General features: G+C 70.5%; 17 protein-coding genes. 9 read left to right on the forward strand and 8 right to left on the reverse strand.

The window, feature by feature from the left end:
- Positions 1-40: 40 nt before the first annotated feature.
- From WMF43_RS32080 to WMF43_RS32090, 3 genes are all read right to left on the reverse strand, one after another.
- Positions 41-1555, reverse strand: a complete 1515-nt coding sequence (locus tag WMF43_RS32080) for a glucose/sorbosone family PQQ-dependent dehydrogenase (RefSeq protein ID WP_437670584.1) — start codon at positions 1553-1555, stop codon at positions 41-43.
- A 388-nt stretch (positions 1556-1943) separates the two neighbouring features.
- Positions 1944-2420: an OsmC family protein gene (locus WMF43_RS32085; protein ID WP_437670586.1), complete on the reverse strand. Its 477-nt coding sequence runs from the start codon at positions 2418-2420 to the stop codon at positions 1944-1946.
- A 292-nt stretch (positions 2421-2712) separates the two neighbouring features.
- Complete coding sequence (locus tag WMF43_RS32090) at positions 2713-3351, reverse strand: ABC transporter permease (protein ID WP_437670588.1); 639 nt, start codon at positions 3349-3351, stop codon at positions 2713-2715.
- Between the two features lie 442 nt (positions 3352-3793).
- On the opposite strand from WMF43_RS32090, the gene WMF43_RS32095 reads away from it, so the two are divergent.
- Positions 3794-4447, forward strand: a complete 654-nt coding sequence (locus WMF43_RS32095) for a TetR/AcrR family transcriptional regulator (RefSeq protein WP_437670590.1) — start codon at positions 3794-3796, stop codon at positions 4445-4447.
- 27 nt (positions 4448-4474) lie between these two features.
- Here the strand turns inward: WMF43_RS32095 and WMF43_RS32100 are convergent, their stop codons facing one another.
- Entirely contained in the window at positions 4475-5341 is an 867-nt protein-coding gene (locus WMF43_RS32100) for an AraC family transcriptional regulator N-terminal domain-containing protein (RefSeq protein ID WP_437670592.1), read from the reverse strand.
- Positions 5342-5448: 107 nt separating this feature from the next.
- Here WMF43_RS32100 and WMF43_RS32105 point away from each other — a divergent pair, with 107 nt between their 5' ends.
- Positions 5449-6111 carry a glutathione S-transferase family protein gene (locus tag WMF43_RS32105; protein WP_437670593.1) on the forward strand — a complete coding sequence of 221 codons (663 nt, stop codon included), beginning with the start codon at positions 5449-5451 and terminating at the stop codon, positions 6109-6111.
- Between the two features lie 107 nt (positions 6112-6218).
- On the opposite strand, the gene WMF43_RS32110 is transcribed toward WMF43_RS32105, so the two are convergent.
- A complete protein-coding gene (locus tag WMF43_RS32110) occupies positions 6219-7175 on the reverse strand; it encodes a helix-turn-helix domain-containing protein (RefSeq protein WP_437670595.1) in 957 nt (318 codons plus the stop codon).
- Between the two features lie 195 nt (positions 7176-7370).
- Between WMF43_RS32110 and WMF43_RS32115 the strand changes: the two genes are divergently transcribed.
- The 3 genes from WMF43_RS32115 to WMF43_RS32125 all read left to right on the forward strand — a co-directional run bounded on the left by WMF43_RS32115 (position 7371) and on the right by WMF43_RS32125 (position 9462).
- Positions 7371-8126 carry an SDR family oxidoreductase gene (locus WMF43_RS32115; protein ID WP_437670597.1) on the forward strand — a complete coding sequence of 252 codons (756 nt, stop codon included), beginning with the start codon at positions 7371-7373 and terminating at the stop codon, positions 8124-8126.
- Positions 8127-8453: 327 nt separating this feature from the next.
- On the forward strand, positions 8454-8690 hold the full coding sequence (locus WMF43_RS32120) for a hypothetical protein (protein WP_437670599.1): 237 nt from the start codon (positions 8454-8456) through the stop codon (positions 8688-8690).
- A gap of 217 nt (positions 8691-8907) precedes the next feature.
- A complete protein-coding gene (locus WMF43_RS32125; protein ID WP_437670601.1) occupies positions 8908-9462 on the forward strand; it encodes a dihydrofolate reductase family protein in 555 nt (184 codons plus the stop codon).
- Between the two features lie 5 nt (positions 9463-9467).
- Here the strand turns inward: WMF43_RS32125 and WMF43_RS32130 are convergent, their stop codons facing one another.
- Both WMF43_RS32130 and WMF43_RS32135 read right to left on the reverse strand, forming a co-directional pair.
- Complete coding sequence (locus WMF43_RS32130; RefSeq protein ID WP_437670603.1) at positions 9468-9617, reverse strand: hypothetical protein; 150 nt, start codon at positions 9615-9617, stop codon at positions 9468-9470.
- Between the two features lie 107 nt (positions 9618-9724).
- Positions 9725-10786: an AraC family transcriptional regulator ligand-binding domain-containing protein gene (locus tag WMF43_RS32135; RefSeq protein ID WP_437670605.1), complete on the reverse strand. Its 1062-nt coding sequence runs from the start codon at positions 10784-10786 to the stop codon at positions 9725-9727.
- 347 nt (positions 10787-11133) lie between these two features.
- Between WMF43_RS32135 and WMF43_RS32140 the strand changes: the two genes are divergently transcribed.
- Entirely contained in the window at positions 11134-13383 is a 2250-nt protein-coding gene (locus WMF43_RS32140; RefSeq protein WP_437670606.1) for a membrane dipeptidase, read from the forward strand.
- A gap of 196 nt (positions 13384-13579) precedes the next feature.
- Complete coding sequence (locus WMF43_RS32145; RefSeq protein WP_437670608.1) at positions 13580-16825, forward strand: thiol-activated cytolysin family protein; 3246 nt, start codon at positions 13580-13582, stop codon at positions 16823-16825.
- Between the two features lie 96 nt (positions 16826-16921).
- Here WMF43_RS32145 and WMF43_RS32150 read toward each other — a convergent pair whose 3' ends face one another.
- Positions 16922-17566, reverse strand: a complete 645-nt coding sequence (locus WMF43_RS32150; RefSeq protein WP_437670610.1) for an FmdE family protein — start codon at positions 17564-17566, stop codon at positions 16922-16924.
- A 267-nt stretch (positions 17567-17833) separates the two neighbouring features.
- Here WMF43_RS32150 and WMF43_RS32155 point away from each other — a divergent pair, with 267 nt between their 5' ends.
- Complete coding sequence (locus tag WMF43_RS32155; protein WP_437670612.1) at positions 17834-19420, forward strand: serine/threonine-protein kinase; 1587 nt, start codon at positions 17834-17836, stop codon at positions 19418-19420.
- A gap of 52 nt (positions 19421-19472) precedes the next feature.
- Positions 19473-20420 (forward strand): tetratricopeptide repeat protein, encoded by a 948-nt coding sequence (locus WMF43_RS32160; RefSeq protein WP_437670614.1) that lies wholly within the window; start codon positions 19473-19475, stop codon positions 20418-20420.
- Positions 20421-20428: the final 8 nt, after the last annotated feature.

Genomic DNA, 20428 nt, shown 5'->3' on the forward strand with positions numbered 1-20428 from the left:
CTGCGCCGGTGCGACGCAGGCCCGCTCCTCGGGCGCTGGCTCAGTGTGATCCCGTGTACTTGAACTCGAGGATCGCTCCCGGGTTGTCCAGGACCGACGTGCCCAGATCGTTCAGTCCGCTCGTGCTCCCCGACGGGTCCGTGATCACGTACAAGGTCCGGCGGTCCGGGGTGATCGCGAGGTCGCGGTAGCGGTTGTTGGTATGGAACAGGCGGACAGGCTCGCCGACCACGGACTTCCCGTTCGCGCTCAGCTTGACCCGGAACACCGAGCCCCTCTTGAGGCTGGTGATCAGGAGAGAGTTCCCCCACCCCGGGACGCCGCGCCCCGCGGGGTAGTAGTGGAGCGAGGAGGGCGCGATCGTGGGCCAGCAGATCCAGTTGAACACTTCTCCGCACACCGAACTGGTGAAGTCGTGGTCGTCCGCGACGGTGTAGAAGGTGAGGAGCGGCTCCCGGAAATTGGGGTGGCTCCAGGCGCTCTCCTCCTGCTGCGGGACGGAGGGAGGCGCCTCGAAGTCGTTCCACTCGAGCGCCTCGCAGGGCGTCGGGCTCGAGGCCGACCAGTTGTCGTACGTGTACGCTTGGTCGTCCTGGTAGCCGGCGACGTGCGGCCAGCCGTAGTTCTTGCCGGGCAGGATGAAGTTCAGCTCGTCGTCGCTCTTCGGCCCGTGCTCGTTTGCATAGAGCTTGCCACCCCGGCCGAACGTGAGCCCCTGCGGGTTGCGATGGCCGTACGAATAGATGTGGCTGCGGACGCCGCCGATCCGCGGGTTGTCGTGCGGGATCGAGCCGTCGAGGTTCAGGCGCAGGACCTTGCCCTGGTACGCCTGCCAGTCCTGCGCCGCGACCTGGGCCGCCGTGGGCAGGTCCTGCGCGCGGATGCGCAGGCACTTCCTGCCGAACTGGTTGTTCCCCTGGTCCCCGATGGTGTAATAGAGCTTCTGATCGGGGCCGATCAGGATCCGCGCGGAGTTGTGATCGTCGCTCCCCGGCAGGCCGGTGATGAGGTCGACGGGGCTGCCCAGGGTCTGGGTCGCCGCGTTGTACGTGTAGCGGCGGATCTTCGTCCTGCGGTCCACGGCCGGGCCGGGATCGACGTCGTAGGTGAAGGAGACGTACACGTAGTCTCTTCCCCTGCCCTGGAGCAGATCCGGGTGCAGGGCCAGGCCCAGCACCCCGTCCTGTCCCCCCGACTGGAACGCTTCGTCGATGGTGACCGCGGTCGTCTGCTGGCCGTCCGCCGGGCTCACGCGCACGACCCGCTTGGCCACGCGCTCGGTCAACCACAGGAAGCCGTCCGGCCCCAGGAGGATCCGCATCGGAGCCTGCAGGCCTCGCGTGATCTCGCGCGAAGCGAAGGAGGCTCCCTCGCCGGCGCTGCTCTCTTCGACCTCGTCGCCGGGCTCGCCGTCGACGATGGCGTCGCCGTGAGCTCCGATCGGACCGTCCAGGGGATCCGCGGGGCCGCACCCCGCGATGCTCCAGGAAGCCGTGGCGAGCAAACCAACCTGAGCCAGGAATGCAGCTGGGCTGCGTGAGATGAAGAGGAACATAGAACTACCTCACAGTTTCTTGCAATCAAGGACGCGGATCGGGGTCTGCCGCCCCAGCGCGATGGATGGGCAGAGAGAGCTTCCAGCATTGCGGATGCGTACGGCGTCCGACAAGCTGCGTCCCGATCAAAGTGATCGGTATTTACAATCAGTACAACACGGAGGCACCTCCGATTGTCAAGTTGATTCTGTGTCGCAGCACAATTGACACATCGCGTGAACGCGTCGCCGAACACAATGGCCTGGACGTTGCGGCAACCACGGTGATGGACACGGCGGCACACGCGGTGGCAGACATAACGACAGCTGCGGCAGACCGCCGATTGTTATCGTCGCGGCGCTTCACATCCGGCGCGAGCGCGGACGACCGCGCGGTCGCCGCCGGCTTCTATGCGCGAGCCTCTTCTTCTCGGGAGGGCAGCTCGGATCGCGCACCGGCGTCCACGAACTCCACCGGGACGCCGGCGAGGGTGTCGCGGACCGGGCAGATCCGGCGGATGTGCGCGACGAGCGCCTGCACGTTCTCCGCCGGCGAGGGCGAGTCGACGTCGATGTGGCAGCGGATTTCGAGGAAACCTGGGCGGACCGACGCCTTCTCCTGGAAGCCGTCCGGATCGAGGTCGCCGTCGACACGCACCCGGAAGCCCCGGAGATCGACGCCGTGAGTCGGGGCATAGAGGGACGCCAGGACCGTCAGGCACGATCCGAGCCCGCCGAGGAGCAGCTCTACCGGGTTCGGCCCCTCGTTCTTGCCGCCAAGCTCCGGCGGCTCGTCGACGATCAACCGGTGGTTGCGCAGGCGCACATCGGCGCGTGTGCCCTCACCGCTCCACGTGGTCTCTCCGGAAAACGTCATTTTGGCCATCGGTCACCTCCGGGCAACAGCTCTCCCGGAAGCGCAGGAGCGGCGTGCGCCATGGTCCACGTGCCGCGTCCCGCAGCGGATCCCTTCGCACGCCCTGAAGATGGTCCAGCATTGATCCGCAACCATTGATCGAATGAGGGCCTGGGTCAATGCCCAAAGCACAAGAAGTCGCGCCGGCAGCGCCGGAGGGGATGGCGGTGCCGGCAGCGATGGTCAGGGCCGGGGGTGAGATGATCGAGCTGGCGCCGGAACAGCGCTTCGACGGGATGGCCTCGACGCGATCACATCACCTTCACTTCATCCCGGAGGGGCGCTGCATGGGCTTCGCGCGCGCGGTCAGGCGACGGGGCTCGAGGACCGTGGCGACGGCGTAGCCGCCGCCGCCGGCGATGGCGAGGACCCAGAAGAGGCCGGGCGTGCCGAGGAAGAGCGCTGCGGTGGAGATCAGGGCGAGCCAGGTGCCGAGGCCGTAGTGCAGCAGGTTGCGGCGGGCGGCGCCTTCGCTGACGTAGATCAGGCCGACGATGAAGCCCGAGCCGGTAGGCCAGAGCATGGTCTGCAGGTCGGGCATGTCGAGGGTGTACGCCAGGCCGGTGATGGCGAGGAACAGCGCGGTGAACGCGCTGAGCCAGGAAGCGCCGAGCAACTTGCCGGACAGGGCGTCGGGCTTGCTCGCGCCGCGCTGGGCGCGGGTGGCGGCGATGGTGGCGTAGACGGTGCCGACCGCGAGCCCCGTTCCCAGGAGCATCATGGGCAGCCAGTTGGGCAGGACGATCAGGGGGCTGGCTCCCTTGGAGACCGCGGCGGCGCCGTGGCCGAGGAAGTAGGCGAGTCCGAAGCTGATGTAGGTCGCGCGGTTGTCGACCTCGCTGGAGGCACTGGAAGCATGTGTGGGCAGGGCGTTGGTGGTGGCGGTGATGGCAATGGACATGGCGGGAACCTCCGGGGTCATGGGTACGAGCCGAGACGGTGGGGTGTTGAAAGCAAGCAGGAGACGCCAGCGGCATCGACTTACATGCGTAACCTTATGATCGTCACCTAACGCTTGTCAACTGATGCCGGTGACAAAAGCGTCCCGGCGCCTGGGCGGCGGCGGGACGCGGCGTGAGGCGGCTGGCCCGCGCGCTCTCGCCGGCCGGGCGGAGGTCCGCGCCGGCCGTACTCCGTCGCCGAGGGCAGTCGCCGAGGGGCGTCGCCGACCGCCTCGACGCAGCGCAGCGCGCCCTCCAGGCCGGCGAAGGCCTGGCCGGCGCAGGCAACTCGCGGGTGCGGACCTGCAGGCGGTCGGCAACTGCTTCATTCTGTGATCTTAATTACTTTTCGTGAGCTTGCGAAAGCTAACGGCGATAAGTTTTTAGGTGTAAGGTAACACCATGGGAGACAGCGGAACGGCGGCGTCGGCCGCACCGAAACCGGCCCGCGGCCGCAACCGCCGCGGCGAGGGCGCCCGCCTGCGCGCCGACATCGTGGCTGCGGCGGTCGAGCTGCTGGATGAGACCGGCGACGAACGCGCCATCACGCTGCGATCGGTAGCCCGCCGGGTCGGGATCGCCGCCCCCTCGATCTATCCCCACTTCCCAGACCAGCCGGCCATCATGTTGGCCGTCGTGCAGCAGGCCTTCGCCGAGCTGGAGAACAGGCTGCGCTGCGCCGTGGAAGAGGCCAGCGACGATCCACGACAGCGGCTGTACGCCGTCTGCAACGCGTATCTGGAGTTCTCCCGGAGTCATCCAGAGCGCTACCGCACCATGTTCGGTGGCCTCTGGATGCCCACCCTGGGCGACAGTTCCGTGACGGAGCGGGACCTGACCACGCTCGGCCGAGAAGCCCTGAAAATCCTCACCGACGCCCTCGGCGGCTGCGTCACCGCCGGGTACTCCACCAGCACCGACCCGGTCGCCGACGCGGTCGCGCTGTGGCTCGGCCTGCACGGATTCGCACACCAACGTGCCGTGAGCCGCGTCTTTCCCTGGCCCGCCGACACCGCCGAACGCATCATCACCGCGCTTGCACACCTCGACACCTGAGCCGCGCACCGGCAGACGTGAGAGCGATCAAACTGCCGGGATGTCGTGCTTCGGCGAAGCACCGAACTTGCGCGTGTAATCGCGGCTGAACTGTGCAACGCTCTTGTAGCCGACGTCGAACGCCGCCGCGGAGACCGAGAGCGTGCCGGCGCGCAAGAGGCGGCGGGCCTCGAGGAGCTGCAGGCCCTTTCGATACTGGAGCGGCGACGACGCCGTGATCGCCTTGAAGTGCTTGTGAAACGAAGGCGCGCTCATCCCGACGCTGCGCGCGAGCTTGGGGACCTCGACGGGCGATCGAAAGTCGCGCCGCAGCTGTGCGATCGCGCGCGCGATCGCGCTGGCGTGGCTGTCATGGCGGATCAGATCGCGCAACATGCCGCCGAACGGCGCCGTCGCGAGCCGGTAGTGGATCTCGCGCGAGACGAGCGGACCAAGCACCGCCGCGTCCGTCCGCGCACCCGCGAGCGCGAGGTAGCGATGGAGCGCGTCGACGAGCTTGGCATCGCAGGTGTGGACTGCGAGCGAGCGAGGCTGCGCGGTGGAGGGAAGCGAGTCGGCGATGGCCTCGTACAGGTCGCGCAGCGTGTCCAGCTCGACATCGAAGAGCAGCACGAGGTACGGGGCTCTCGTGACGCGCGCGATCACCGGAAGGTCGTGACTGATGAGCAGACACTCGCCAACGCCCATCGGAAACGAATCGGCACCTAGCACCGTTTCTTTTCTTCCCTGGAGTACGAGGCCAAGGACCGGCTCGTAGACCGCGGCTTCGAACGATGTGGGCCGGTGGTGCCGGAGGATGCCGAGGTTCTTCAGCGGCCGCACGTACTGGCTAACGCGGCCATCCGGGCGAGGGAGATGGCGCGCAGCGAGCTCGGCGAGATCCGCCAGGTTCACGCGGCGAACGTAGCACCATGGCGCTTTTTTGTCTACGGGAGAGGATCGAGCAAGAAGCAAAGAGCTACCGGCAAGCATCCCGCGGCGTGCAGCCGTACAATGAGCTCATGACGAACACCACGCTGACCGTGCATCACCTCGGGCGTTCCCAGTCGGAGCGGATTGTCTGGCTCTGCGAGGAGCTTGGGCTCGACTACGAGCTGAAACGGTATGAGCGCCGGAAGGACAACATGCTGGCGCCGCCGGAATACAAGGCGCTGCACCCGATGGGGACGGCGCCGATCATCACCGACGGGCCGCTGGTGCTCGGCGAGTCCGGGGCGATTGTTGACTATCTGCTCGCGACCTACGGCGACGGACGGCTCGCCGTGAAGCGCGGCCAGCCTGGATTCGCCGACTACCTCTACTGGTTCCACTTCGCCAACGGGACCTTGCAGCCGGTCGTCTTGCGGGTGCGGTACCTGGAGCGCGTCGATCCGTCCGAGAAGAACGCGGTGCTGCAGGCGGCGAAGGGGCAGTTCAACCTGGTCTTCTCCACGGTGGAGAAACGTCTGGGTGAGGCGCCTTATCTCGCCGGTCCGGAGCTGACGGCGGCGGACATCATGACGGTGTTCTCGTTGACCACCATGCGGCTGTTCAAGCCGTACGATCTCTCGCCGTGGCCGAACATCCTGGCTTATCTGCAGCGGATCGGCGCGCGCCCCGCGTATCAGCGCGCGATGCAGAAGGCGGATCCGGACATCACGCCGTTGCTGAGGGCCACTCCGTAACCGAGAGGGCCGTCAGCAGCGGGCTCGATCCGCGGGGTTGGTGCTCGATTGGAGCGAGATGCCGGGGTTGTTCCGATCCAGGGCGAGCCGAGCGCTGCGAGGCGCGCTCACACCACGGCACGCGCGAACTGTCCCGGCGTGATGCCGACGATGCGCTTGAAATGCCGGTTGAGCTGACTCTGGTCGTAGAGGCCGACGCGCGCGGCGATCTCGGACGGCGGCACGCCCCGCGTGAGGAGCGCTCGGGCGCGACCGATGCGCAGCTGCGTCACATAGGCATACGGCGTCACGCCGAGCTGGTCGCGAAACGCGCGGATGAGCTGGAACTTGTCGAGCCCTACGTGCAGCGCGATCTCGTCGAGAGAGAGCGCGGTGACGAAGCGCTCGCGGATGAGCTCGAACGCGCGGCGCAGGGGAGCGCCCCATACGTACGGGCGTCCGCGCTCGGCGTGACCCCGACTGGTGAGCGCGACGACGGAGCGCAGCGACTCGGCGAGCGCGGTCTGGAGCGCGAGGGGCTCGGCGTCGCCCTCGCGGACGAGCGCGTGCAGGGCGAGGAGCGGCGCGCCGTCGGGCTCTCCGCGCTCGAGAAACAGGCTTCGCGGGGGCGCGAAGGGCCGGCCTCCGAGCGAGAGACGCGCTTCGTTGACCAGCGCGTCGTTGAAGAGCACCACCTGGAAGCGCGCCGGCCCATCGCGGCTCTCCTCGCGATGGACCTCACCCGGGAGCATGAGCGCGAGCGCGCCCGGTTTCGCCGTCCACGTGCGCCCGCGCGCCCACCACGCGCATTGGCCGGCCGTGAAGGAGACCGAGGCGAAGCGGTCCTTCACGGAGCGGTGGCGCCGGGCATCGCCGCGGCAGCGGGCCACGGTCACGCCGGAGAGCGCCTTCGGTTGCACGATTTCGATGCGCAGCGGCTCGTCCGGATCGCAGGCTGGCAGAGCGCTCGGCATGCTCCGGATCCTAGTGGGCCAAAGAGCGCTGCGCCAGGCCCATCTCCGTGGATCGCGCGCTGCGCGGGTCCCGTCAATTTTGCCCAAGCCGCGCCGGCGGAGGGTGGACATGCTCCGTCCCGAGGTCGCGGGTCTTCATCCTCGACCCACCTGCGCGCGAAGCTGAAGGACGTCGCGAGCGCAGGCGATTCGCTGCGTTTCGACTCGGGCGCTGCCCTCCTCGACGCGCGGCAGAGCGCCTCGGCGCCGCGCGCTGGCATGACATGGCCTGTCGTTCATCAGGCCCACAGATCTGGAGCGAACCCTATGGGACGGTTGCAAGATAAAGTCGCGCTCATCACGGGTGGAAACATGGGGATCGGCAAGGCCGCAGCGCTGCTGTTCGCCCAGGAGGGCGCCAAGGTGGTCATCGCCGCCCGCCGGGTGGCCGAGGGCGAGAGGACGGCCGCGGAGATCGTCGCCCGAGGGGGAGAAGCCATCTTCGTTCCGACGGACGTGTCGCGCGCGGCCGACTGCGCCGCCATGGTCGCAGCCGCCGTGAAGAGGTACGGGCGGCTCGACGTCGCGTTCAACAATGCAGGCGTGGAGCAAACCGTCAAGAGCGTGCCCGAGCTCGAGGAGGACGAGTGGGATCGCGTGATCGACATCAACCTGAAGGGCGTCTTCCTGTCGATGAAGTTCCAGATCCCGGAGATGCTCAAGGCCGGCGGGGGCGCGATCGTCAACACGTCCTCCGTCGGAGGACTCGTGGCGACGCCTGGTCTGTCCGCGTACGTGACGTCAAAGCACGGCGTCATCGGGCTGACCAAGGCCGCGGCCATCGATTTCGCCGCTCGCAACGTGCGGGTGAACGCGATTTGCCCTGGGGGCACGCACACCGCGATGTTCGACAGGTGGATAAAGGATGGGGCCGTGGAGCGACACGTCCTCGCGAGCCACCCGATCGGCCGGTTCGCGGACCCGATCGAGCCGGCTCGGGTGGCCCTCTTCCTGGCGAGCGACGAAGCGTCGTTCGTGACCGGGGTCGCCCTGCCCATCGACGGCGGGCTCGTCGCGGCCTGACACGGCCGCTGTGTGGACGCGTCGCCGAACGGCTTCGACTGCTGCCGCCCCCGCCGCCGGACCCCGCCAGATCGCCGCGGAGCTGCGGAAGATCGTCCCCGCGCTGCTGGAAGGGCAGGCTCGATCGGACGGTGCGGTTCATCGACAAGGCGAGCTGGCTCTGTCCTGCGACGGCCGCGGAAGCCCGAGTCGTCTCGGCGAAGCTGATCACATCGGATGTTCCTTTGCCTGTCCGGTAGCTCGGCACGACGACCTTCATCGCCATCGCAACGGTTTTCTCTGCCTCGCAGGTACCGCAACCTCCGCGCGGCCCCGCGCATCGCCCTCGTGATCGGCTGGGACGATGAGATCACCGCGCAGATCGAGGGCGTCGCCGACTTCCCAGCCGGCACGGAGCTGGAGCGCGTGCGGGAGTGCTACTTCGTGGCGTACCCGGATGGACGCGATCGACTCTCGTGGCCGGGCATCACTCACGTGCGCGTGCGGCCGACGTGGATCCGGTACAGCGACTTCACGAAAGACCCTCCCCACGTCGTCGAGGTCAGCACCGAACAGCTCGCCTGACGGAGGCAGCGCGTCTGCGGGATGTGCGGGATGCCGGGTTTGTTCTCCCGCACCACATCCCGCAGTCGCCGAAGGCCCGCGCCGTCGCTCGGCTTTCCTTGCGGATGTGGTGCGGGATGTCGCGATCCCACATCCCGCAACATCCCGCTGCCGCGTCGCTCGAGCGCCAGCGACCGGAAGTCTCCTGCCGGCTGCTCCGCCGTGGTAGATCGGCGCCATGGGCCTCTTGACCTTCGGACTCAACGTGACGCTGGACGGGTGCTGCGACCATCGCGAGGGGATCGCGGACGACGAGCTGCACGACCACTTCACGCAGCTGATGGACGCAGCCGGGGCGATGCTGTGGGGGCGCGTCACGTACGAGCTCATGGAGAGCGCCTGGCCGGCGGTGGCGCGCGACGAGAACGCGCCACGCGCGATGCGGGAGTGGGCGCGCAAGCTGGAGGCCAAGCCGAAGTATGTGGTCTCGGCCTCGCGCCGCGACTTCCCGTGGAACAACACCTTCCGCGTCGAGGGGGATCTGCGTGAGGCCGTAACGCAGCTGAAGGAGAAGACCCCGCAAGGCGTGCTCGTGGGCAGTCCCACGCTCTCGGCGGCGCTCGAACGGCTGGGGCTGATCGATGAGTACCGTCTCGTCGTCCACCCCGTCATCGCCGGCCACGGGCCAACCTTGTTTCAGGGCCTGGAGCCCTCGCGGCGCCTCGAGCTCGTCTCGACGAGCCGCCTGAAGTCCGGCCAGGTCGCGCTGCATTACCGCCGCAAAGAGGGATGACCCGATCAAGCCGGGCAGTCCTCGTCGTCGAAGTCGAAGTACTCGCAGACCTCGTTGAGGACGCCCTGGATGATCTGGTCGACGATCGCGTTCTCTTCAGGCGTGTCGGTGTGCTTGTGCGCCCGTCGCCAGCCGTACGTGGCGCCGTCCTCCACCGCGCGGCGGAGGACGTCGTAGGCCGAGCGCGGCGCGTCGTCGCCCCCTCGGCGCTGCCGCGGCGCTACCGGCGCTCCACGGTACTTCCTCCTTGGCCGCCGCAGTCCTAGGGCCGCCGCGCCGCCGCCTGCTCCCCGTCGCCGCCCTGCAGCCCGCCCCAGCCCACCCCCGCCGGCGCCGCGGCCACCGCTCCCGGCGCCGCGGCCACCGCCCCCGGCGTCACCCCCGTCCACCGCTTGAACGCCCGATGGAAGGCGCTCGGGCTCGAGTACCCGAGCTCCTCCGACACCTCCTTGGCCTGGGCGCCGCCGAGCGCGCGCCGCGCCCGCTCCAGCCGCAGCTCCTGGAGCAGCTCCCGGTGGCTGACGCTCGCCGCGGAGAGGCGCCGCTGCAGCGTCCGCGCGCTCATCCCGAAGCTCTCGCCGATCCGGGCCAGGCTGGGATCGCCCGCGTCGAGCGCCTGCGACAGCGCGTGCCGGAAGGACGCCACGAAGTCGTCCTCGGGCTCGACGCGCTCGATCACCCCGCGCAGGTCGAGGCGGGCGAGCGCCGCGTCCGCCTGCGCGATGAGGATGCCCCGGAGCGCCGGGTCGCGGCTGGCGATCGGCGCCCGGACGACGTCGCGATCGAAGACGAGATCGTCGAAGCCGCCCCCGAACCGCACCGGGGCGCCCAGCACCTCCTCGTACACGCTGACCGGGGCCGAGGGGCGGTGCGCGAACTGGACCAGCTGCGGCGCGGTGGCCGGACCGAACAGCTCCCGGCTGCGCGCGACGATCAGCCCGAACAGGAGCTCCGACAGCGACGGGAGGCCGCCGGGCGACGCGTGACGGACCCGCAGCCGCTGCCGGTCGCCCTCGATCCAGACGCGCCCGGCGTCCGCGAGCAGCGGCAAGTACCGCGTCAGGTGCTCGAACGCCTCCTCCCCCGTCGTGCTCGTCTGCGCGAGGTAGTCCAGGAGGTCGAGGCTGCCCATGGGGAGCTGCCGGGCCGCACGGAGCGCCAGGAGCGGACCCGCCGCCCGGTCCGTGAACCCGTTCCACACCCGGCGGACCGTGGCGATCGGGATACGGACGCCCCGCTTCTCGAGCAACCCGCTCGGGAGCGCCACCTCGCGCCGGACCTCCTCGACCTCGACCCCGTCCCGCTCCGCCGCAGCCGCAAGCACCCGCAAGAACTCCGTCGACCCCGATGAGCTTGAACCTTGTGCCGGCACGATGGCGCATTATGCGAGCGTGTCGCAAAATGTAAACCGCTCGATCGGCCGCGCGACCATAACGGAGATGCCTCGGGGCCATAGACTCCCAGGACGACGCCAAACCACCGTCCCAGGATGCTCTTCCGATGACCTGCCCCGACCATCTCCCGCAACGTGCTCAGTCGACCTCATCCGGCGCAACCCCGCGTCCGGGCCGCACACGCCGCGCGCGCCGCTTCGCGACAGCGATCCTGGCCGCCGTCGCATTGCTGCCGTTCGGCTGCGACTCCGCGGTCGCGCCGCCCCCCGACGACTCGATGGGAGAGCTCGTCGGCGGGGACCCGGGCGAGCTCGCCGAGGCGCCGGCGCCGCTCGGCGCCCTCGCCGCGCCCGCGATCAGCGGGTTCGCGGACCTGCACTTCCACATGATGTCCGAAGAGGCCTTCGGCGGCGGATGGCTGCACGGCAAACACGACGGCGCGCTCGACGACTGCGACGGCGGCATGCCCGAGAGCGACCACGCGCGCCTCCGCCAGAACCTCAGCGAGCTGCTCGACAGGTGTCCCCAGTCAACCATGCTGGATTTTTCCACCGGCGGCACGCTGTCGGCCCTCGTCGGCCTGGGCGGCGGCGTCGTCGGCTCCGAGGCGATGGGCATGATCGAGGGGACCGACGGCGACACCGGGCTGCACCTCAACCGGTCGGAGCTCGGCGAGGGGTGGCCGCGCTGGGACACCATCGCTCACCAGCAAGGCCACGTGGACTGGCTGCGCAGCGCGCACGATCGCGGCCTGAACCTCATCGTGATGTCCGCGGTGAGCTTCGACTGGCTCTGCTCGATCCTGCCGGAGCAGAACCGCGAACGGCCCTGCGACGAGATGGTCGACGTCGACCTCCAGCTGCAGATGACCCACGCGCTCGTGGCGCGGAACTCGAGCTGGATGGAGGTCGCGCTCTCGCCGGCGCACGCCCGGCAGATCATCGGGGCAGGCAAGCTGGCGATCGTGCTGTCGATCGAGGCGAGCCACCTGTTCGGCCGCGACGTCGACGCGGCGAAGATGCGCGCCGCGCTCGACAAGTACCACGCCCTCGGGGTCCGGACGCTGCAGCCGGTGCACCAGGTCGACAACGCGTTCGGCGGGGCGGCGCTGCACAACCCGATCCTCCAGTTCGCGCAGTACACCGAGAACTGCTTCATCGACACCGACTGCGACGCCACCCTGGCGGGGGTGACGCTCGGCATGGACGTCGACGCGCAGTGCAACAACATGCGCGGGCTGACGCCGCTCGGCGAGGCGCTCGTCGGCGAGATGATGGACCGGGGGATGCTGATCGACGTCGCCCACATGGCCGAGCGGGGCGTCAATCGCGTGTTCGAGCTGGCGCAGTCGCGGAGCTATTACCCGATGTACATCTCCCACGGGCACTTCCGCGAGATCATGGGCCCGAAGGTCGCGGAGACGGAGAAGTCCACGCCGGCGCGGGTGATCCGGATGCTCCGGCAGACCGGCGGCATCTTCGGCCTGCGCACCGCGCACGACGAGACGAAGCAATACTCGCGCACGCCGGTCCTGAACAGCTGTCAGGGCTCGTCGCGCTCCTTCGCCCAGGCGTACGAGTACGGGCGGCGCGGGCTGAAGGTCCCGATGGCCTTCGGCGCCGATCTCAACGGGTTCATCCAGCAGACCCGGCCGCGCTTCGGCGAGGACGGCGCCTGCTCGGCGGCGTTCCAGGCCGAGGCCGATTGCCAGGCCCGCGACGAGCGGGAGCACGGGCCCGCGCCCCTCGGCACGGAGTTCGACGAGAAGGGGCTGGCGCACGAGGGCCTCCTGCCCGATCTCGTGGCCGACCTGGAGCGCCTCGGCGTGGACACGTCGGGACTCCGGTCCTCGGCCGAGTCGTTCATCCGCATGTGGGAGCGCGCGGCGGGCCCGCGCGCCGGCATGGCCGACCCCGCCACGGACCTCGACGAGGGCGGCATCGCGCCGTTCGCGACCGCGGAGGAGCGGGAGCTCGCCTACCCGACCAAATGCGGGGCGGCCTATTGCCCGGGCTTCCAGGAGCTCGGGGGGAGCTGCCGCTTCAACGAGGAGTGCGAGAGCGGCCAGTGCACGGCCGTCGCCTGCAACGCGATCCCCGGCCGCTGCGTCTGCAACGACGACGCCGACTGCGGGAGCGGGACCTACTGCGCGATCAGGACGCCAGGGGTCGGCGGCGACAACGAGTGCGTGGCCGGCAAGGCGGATCATCAGATCTGCACCCGCGACAGCCAGTGCGCGTCGGGCCACTGCGGCGGCTTCATCGCCGGCTCGGGCTGGTGCTACACGCCCGGATCCAAGCCCATCGGGGCGGGGTGCCGGGTGAACGAGGAGTGCCCGACGAACCGCTGCGGCGACACGAGCCAGGTCTGCATGTGCCGCTACGACGAGCACTGCGGCGCGAACCAGTTCTGCGGCTGGGGCGCCAACGAGGGCAAGTGCATGGACAAGCGCGGCCGGGGCGGCGCGTGCACGAAGGACAGCCACTGCCTGTCCGGTGACTGCCGGTTCACCTTCACCTGCCGCTGAGCCCCGCCCGGACCGAGCGCCCATGACAGGACGGCCGCGCCGGGCTCGGCCCCGGCGCGCGACGGAGCGAGCTGACGTCTAGAGATCATCGCCTGTCGCAAACTGGCAATTTCGAATCACATCAAGAGCTGACAAACACTCTCTTCGAGGGGAGCGGCGCCACCGCTCCGCCGTACGACGCCTGAAACGAGGAATCATGCGACACCACAGGTCCATCTTGAGAACGTGCGCCTTCATCATCCTGCCGCTGCTCGCCGCCTGCTTCGCCCCCGAGGGCGCGGACGAGGCCGGAGGCGAGGGCGCGCCGGAACTCGGCGTCGGGGAGGCGCAGCAGGCCATCGGCAACACCCCGCGCGAGGAAGGCATCAACGAGATCATCTACAACACGGCCGATATCACGGCGACGCCGGAGGAGCAGACCGAGCTCGGCGACTGGTCGAGCTTCGAGTACCGCAACACCGGCACCTTCAAGTGCACCTACCGGGAGGTCGACGAGGTCAAGAACACCGACGAGATCTCCGCGTACAGCCCGAACGCCGGCGTCCTCTTCCCGGGCGCCATCATCCAGGGCGACAGCGTGGAGAGCGGGATCCTGGAGCTCGTGGGGCTGCCCCGGTCCGGCGGGACCGTCGCGGTGAACTCCATCAACATCGCGCCCGGCAGCACGCCCCCCTTGTTCTCGCGCGCCGTCAGCGTCTTCAACTCGGGCAACGTCGACAGCGCCGTCGCCCAGATCTTCCAGGCCGCCGGCGCGGGCGGCACCTTCACCGCCGCGGACTTCCAGTACGAGGTCGAGGACGTCCGCAAGCTCGACGAGACCCTGCTCGAGGCGGGCGTGGACGCCGAGTGGGCGAAGGCCAAGCTGGGCCTCGACTTCTCGCTGAGCGAGTCGCACACGCGCACGGATCTCTACGTGTACTTCCGCCAGAAGTTCTACACGGTGTCCGTGCAGGACTGGGAGAACCCGAACAAGGCGCTGAAGTTCGCCGACAGCGTGAAGCCGGAGGAGGCCGCGCTCACGATGTCGCCGCGCAACCCGCCGGCTTACATCCAGAACGTGTCGTACGGACGCATGTTGATCATGCGCATCCGGTCGAACGCGGACGAGAGCACGGTCAAGCTGGCGCTCAACGCGCAGTTCGAGCAGAACGGCGGGCAGTTCGGCGTCAACCTGGGGTTCGAGCAGAGGCAGCTGCTCTCGCAGAGCTCACTCAAGGTCGCCGCGCTCGGCGGCAACCCGACGCTCGCGATGGCCGTGATGGCGCCGGGCAACAGCAGCGACGTGATGACCGCGCTGCAAACGTACCTGAACCAAGGCGCCCAGTGGTCCCCGAGCAACCCGGGCCTGCCGCTCTCGTACAAGGTCAACCACCTCGCCACGGACAACGTGCTCAAGCTGGCGTACGCCAGCCGCTACACCGTGCCCGACTGCCACCTCAGCGCCGACAAGCTGCGCGTCACGCTCGAGCGCATCGACGTGGTGAACGACGGCGACAACATCGGCAAGGGCGACTTCAAGTACGGGTTCGGCGTGTCGCGCACCGACACGTCGGGCGGCCTGAACACGACGGGCGACACCTACAAGCGGGCGAACGGCGAGCAGATCCACATCGGCCGCTTCGAGGACATCCTCGTGGAGCAGCGCGAGGGCAACTGCTTCAACGTGCGCATCAAGGTGAACGAGTACGACGACGGGTTCAACAGCGTCCACACCTCGCTCTATCCGCACGATCCGGAGCTCCGCTACTGCTTCAACGCGGGCAGGAACATCTGGGAGCTCAACCGCTCGCTCCCGAAGGAAGGCGACACGAACATCCTCGAGATGGTCGGGGGCCCGGTCAAGGTCAACGTGCGCTTCAGCGTCTCGCGGGTGAACGACTGCCCGAGCGGCTTCGTGTCGGACGGCACGGTCTGCGTCGTCCCCTCCGCCTTCGCGATCAACAAGGACGCCCGCAACGAGGTGACGGCCTGCTACGACGACGCGATCATGATCGACGCGCGCAACCTGTACGCGACGTCGAGCCACGTGCAGCGCGCGCAGGATCACTTCTTCGTCGAGGTGGGCCGGACCAGCGCGGACATGGCGGCGTGGTACGAGGGCGCGAACCAGTGGATCCCGATGGGCCAGAACTTCCCGTTCCTGCTCGAGAACCGCGTCAACCTGGCGGGCTTCCTGAGCTACCACGGCCTCTCGCTGCAGCCGAACGCGTACTACAGCGTGAAGCTCGCCGCCGACCCGTGGAACGAGACGCGCAAGCGGCTCTTCGTCCGCGGGAGGCAGAGCTCGTTCACGATCAACGACAGCGCGAGCGCGACCGTCGGCGTGGCGCACGACGGGGACATCCTGCTGAACGGCGCGGACTCGTGCACCGCCGGGAACGTGTACACGCTGACCGTGCAGGGCCCCGGCGGGGCGCTCGCGCAGGGCGCGCTCGGCGCGGCCGAGGTCAAGGACCTCGGCAAGCTCGACGTCCGCGCCTTCGCCAAGCAGCGCGGCCTGGAGCTCGTGCCCGGGAACACGTACTCGGTCTCGCTCGCGGTCAGCAGCGGGCATACCCAGACCAAGAGCGTCGCGATCTCGGCCTGCCCGTCGTTCACGAAGTGGAACGGCTCGGAGTGCGTGACCGCCATGGACACGTCGGTGTGGGACGCCGACAACGACAACTGCCTCGTGAGGACGGGCCCGGGGACCGTGGGCGTCGCGAGCTGCGCCGGCAGCCTCCCGTCCTTCGAGCTCCTCCCGTTCGGCGACAACCTCGTGCGGCTCCAGTTCCTGGGCACGTCCGAGTGCCTCGCGGCGGCCGACTTCACGAACGCGCCCGCCGTGACGCGGCCGTGCGGCTACGGCGACAAGGGGCTCTTCGAGGTGGTCCAGCTCGGCGGGGGCGTCGTCCAGCTGGTGAACGCCGACAGCGGCCAGTGCGTGAGCTTCCAGCCCTCGGGCTCCGCCATGCTCACGAGCTGCACGAACACGGAGCCGACGCGCGTCAAGTTCGACTGGGAGCGCGGGACGGCCGTGGTGTCGAACCTCGCGACCGGGGCGACGGTCACGGCGCAGTCCACCTTCGGCGGGTACTCGGCCGCCCGGATCAACGACGGCGACCGCAGCACCGCGCTGGGGGGAGCGACCAGCTGGGCCAACCTGTCCGCGTCCTCGCCGGGCGGCGGCCTGCCGCAGTGGGTGGACCTCAACTTCGGCGCGCCGAGGACGTTCTCCCAGGTCCGGGTGTACACGACCGCCTCGTACCCGATCCGGGACTATGACCTCCAGTCCTGGAACGGCACCAGCTGGCAAACCATCCTCGCGGTCACCGGCAACACGCAGGCGCTCCGCACGGACACGTTCCCCGCGGTCACGAGCGATCGCCTGCGTGTCCTCTGCCGGCGAGGCCCGGACGCACAGCCCGTCTACGCCCGGCTGAACGAGGTCGAGGTGTACTGAGGCGCGCTCCCGCGGAGACCCCTCCCGGGATACTCGCCGGGGCACGGCCGCCACGAAGGGGCCGTGTCCCGGGCGACGGAGCGAAGGGCGGGCGCGTCACTCCGGCGAGCTGGCCGGAGGCGTCCTCACCTCCTCGAACACCTCGGCGTCAGGCAAGGAGAGCACCTCCCTGCCGGCCGGCCCCAGCTTCTCCCTCGGCACATCACGGAAACGCGCGCGGAAGGCCGCCGACGGACGGAGGGTGATCGCCTGTCCGGTCGATTTGCGCCGGTAGGTCGTCTCGACGCCGGCCTCGGTCGCCTCGACCAGGCTGAGGTTCAGCTTGCCGAGGCTCGCGCCGGTGGCCGCGGCGGCGCCGTCCGCGATGCACGAGAACTGCACGTTCCGCGGGCTGTGGTGGACGACCTCGAGGTCGAAGCTGCCCTGCGCGAGCCCGAGCTTCGCGATCGCGTACCTCCCCATCCGGTAGCCGGCGACCGCCCACGGCCCCGCCCCGCCGTGGATCGCGGCGACCGCGCGGAGCTCGTCGTCCCGCGGGTCCGTCGCAGGCCCGCCCGGCGAGGGCCGGTGGCCGTGCGCTCCGTGGCCGTGCGCTCCGTGGCCGTGCGCCCCGTGGCCGTGCTCTGGGCCCAAAGGCCGCTGCTCGTGACCCGCGGCGTGGCGCGGGCCGTCCGCGGCGCCGGCGCCGCCGCAATGAATCGACGCCACGGCGACGAGGAGAATCGATACCGCGCTGCTCACCGCCTGCCGCATGTCCGGGCCCTCGCGAGGCGAGCGACGTGTCCCCGCGCGCGGGCGACGTCAAGGGGGTCGAGGCTGCGCGCGAGCGCCGAGGACCCGCGCCGGCGCACGGACCTTGGACGGTTTCGCGCCGCGGCGCGCCGGACCGGGGTAACATGCGGCCGTCATGCCACGCGCTCCCGTCCGCCTTCCCTTTCCCCTGGGGCCCGAGGGCCTCGCCGACGAGGTGACACCTCGCGGGGCCAGGTCAGCGGGTGGTCCTCGCCCATGACGCGCGCCGAGTCGGAAGGCCTGTGGGCGGAGGCGCTGGTCGGCCGGGTCCTCCGCGGCAAGTGGCGCCTCGATCGCATGCTGGGCTTCGGCGGGATGGCCGTGGTCTACGCCGGCACGCACCGCAACGGCATGCGCGGCGCGGTGAAGCTGCTCCGCCGCGAGCTCTCGGAGGACGAGGAGGCGCGCTCGCGGTTCCTGCGCGAGGGCTACGTCGCGAACCGCGTGGACCACCCCGGGATCGTCCGCGTGCTCGACGACGACGTCACCGAGGACGGCGCGGTGTTCCTGGTCATGGAGCTGCTCGAGGGCGAGACGGTCGAGGCGCGCCGCATGCGCGAGCCGACCGGGGTGCTCCCCGTCGCCGAGGTGCTCGGCATCGCGGACGACCTGCTCGACGTGCTCGCCGCGGCGCACGAGCGCGGGATCGTCCACCGCGACCTCAAGCCCGACAACCTGTTCCTCACGCGCCAGGGCCAGCTCAAGGTGCTCGACTTCGGCATCGCGCGGCTGCGCGAGCTCGCGGCGAGCCCGGTGAACGCGACCACGCGCGCCGGCACCCTGATGGGCACGCCGCAGTTCATGCCGCCCGAGCAAGCGAAGGGGCAGTGGGACCGGGTCGACGCGCGCACCGACCTCTGGGCCGTCGGGAGCACGATGTTCCAGCTGCTCTCGGGGCGGTACGTGCACGAGGCCGAGACGCTGCCGCTCCTCCTGCTCGCGGCCATGACCCAGCCGGCGCCGCCCGTCGCGAGCGTGGTCCCCGGGCTCCCGCCCGCGATCGCGGGCGTGCTCGACGTGGCGCTCGCGTTCGACCCGGACCGGCGCTGGCCCAACGCGCGCGCGATGCAGCACGCGCTCCGCCAGGCGCGGAGCGGCGCGGCGATCGAGCTCCCCCCGCGCGCTCCCTTCTCGGAGCTCGGGCGCCCGCCCGTGCAGGCGCACACGCCGGCCTCGTTCCCCGAGCCCGCGCGCCTTTCGGCGCAGCAGGCCCCAGGCTTCTTCGGCGACCCCGCGCGCCCGCCGGCGCCGGCGCACGCCCCGGGCAGCGGGCCGCGGGGGCCGGCGTTCGGCGCGATGGGCACGGCGAGCGGCGCCGTCCTGCCGGAGCGCCCCGCCGGCGCGCCCCGCGCGGCGCCGCGCGCGGCCATGGGCGCGCTCCTCGCGGGCGCCGCCGTGGTGGCCCTGGCGATGGTGGGCGCGGTCCTCGTGTGGCTCGGCTCGCGCACCCCCGGCGACGCGGCGGACCCGGCGAGCGCCTCGGCGGTCGAGGCCGAGCCGCGGCCTTCCGCGGGCGCCCCGAGCGCGCCCGAGGCGCCGATCCACGCGACGCCGTCCGGCGTCGAGCCCGCGGCGTCCGGCGCCGACGTACCGGCCGTGGCGCCGTCGTCGCCGGCGCCACCGATCACGTCGGCATCGGCATCGGCGGCGCCGGCGAGCTCGCATGCGCCCCCCTCGCCGCCCGGCCCCAGCACGAGGCCCGCCGGCGGCAGGCCGCGGGGGCCCGCCGCGCCGTCCACCGCGCCGGCGAAGACACCTCCCGCGCCGGCGCCGGCGGAGGACCCTTACAACCGGAGACGTTGAGGTCGCACGGATGCCAGGATTGAGCTCACGCAGACGACGATTCCGAGCCGGGGTGCTCGCCGCGGGAGGGGCCGTGCTGCTCGCCAGCCCGGGCGCATCCGCGCAGCCGCGCGATCCCGCGGCCGCGGAGGTGCTGTTCGACGCCGGCAGGGCGGCGCTCCAGGCGAAGGACTACGAGACCGCGTGCGCGAAGCTCCGGGAGAGCTACGAGCTCGATCCGGCGCCCGGGGCGCTGCTCAACCTGGGCGACTGCGAGGAGAAGCGCGGCAAGGTGGCGACGGCGTGGTCGGTCTTCCGGCAGCTCGCGCGCGACCTGCCGGCGACCGACGACCGGCGGCCGATCGCGCAGGCGCGCGCGGCGGCGCTGGAGGGCCGCGTGCCGAGGCTCGTCATCCGGCTCGCGCCCGGCGCGCCGGCGGACACCGCGGTCCAGCGCGGCGGGCTGCCGGTCGGCGCGGGCTCGCTGGGCACGCCGCTCCCGGTGGATCCCGGCGAGATCCACGTGACGGCGACGGCGCCGGGCCGGATGCAGAAGACGTTCACCGCGCGGCTCGCCGAGGGCGAGCAGGTCGAGCTGCTCGTCGCGCCGGAGGAGCCCGCAGCGGCCGGAGGGGGCGCGGGGACCGCGCTCCCCCCGAAGGAGGCCCCGCGGGAGGCCGGCGGCTTCCCCTGGCGCACGGCCGGGTGGATCAGCGGCGGCGTGGGCGTGGTCGGGCTCGGGCTCGGCGCCGTGTTCGGGCTGAACGCGCTCGCAAAGAAGGGCGACGCGGAGGAGTACTGCGACGGGCGCAACCGCTGCACGCAGCAGGGCATCGCGCTGCAGGAGCAGGGCGTCACCTTTGGAACGATCTCGACGGTCGCGTTCGTCGCGGGGGCGGCGGCGCTGGGCGCCGGGGCGGTGCTCGTCCTGACGGCGCCCAGCCCGGCGCAGACGTCCTCGGCCCCGCGGGCGACGCTCGGCGTGGTGCCCGGGGGCGCCGTGGCGACCGTCGTGTTTTGACGAGCGGC

The sequence above is a fragment of the Sorangium sp. So ce131 genome, from assembly GCF_051519095.1.
Taxonomy (GTDB): domain Bacteria; phylum Myxococcota_A; class Polyangia; order Polyangiales; family Polyangiaceae; genus Sorangium.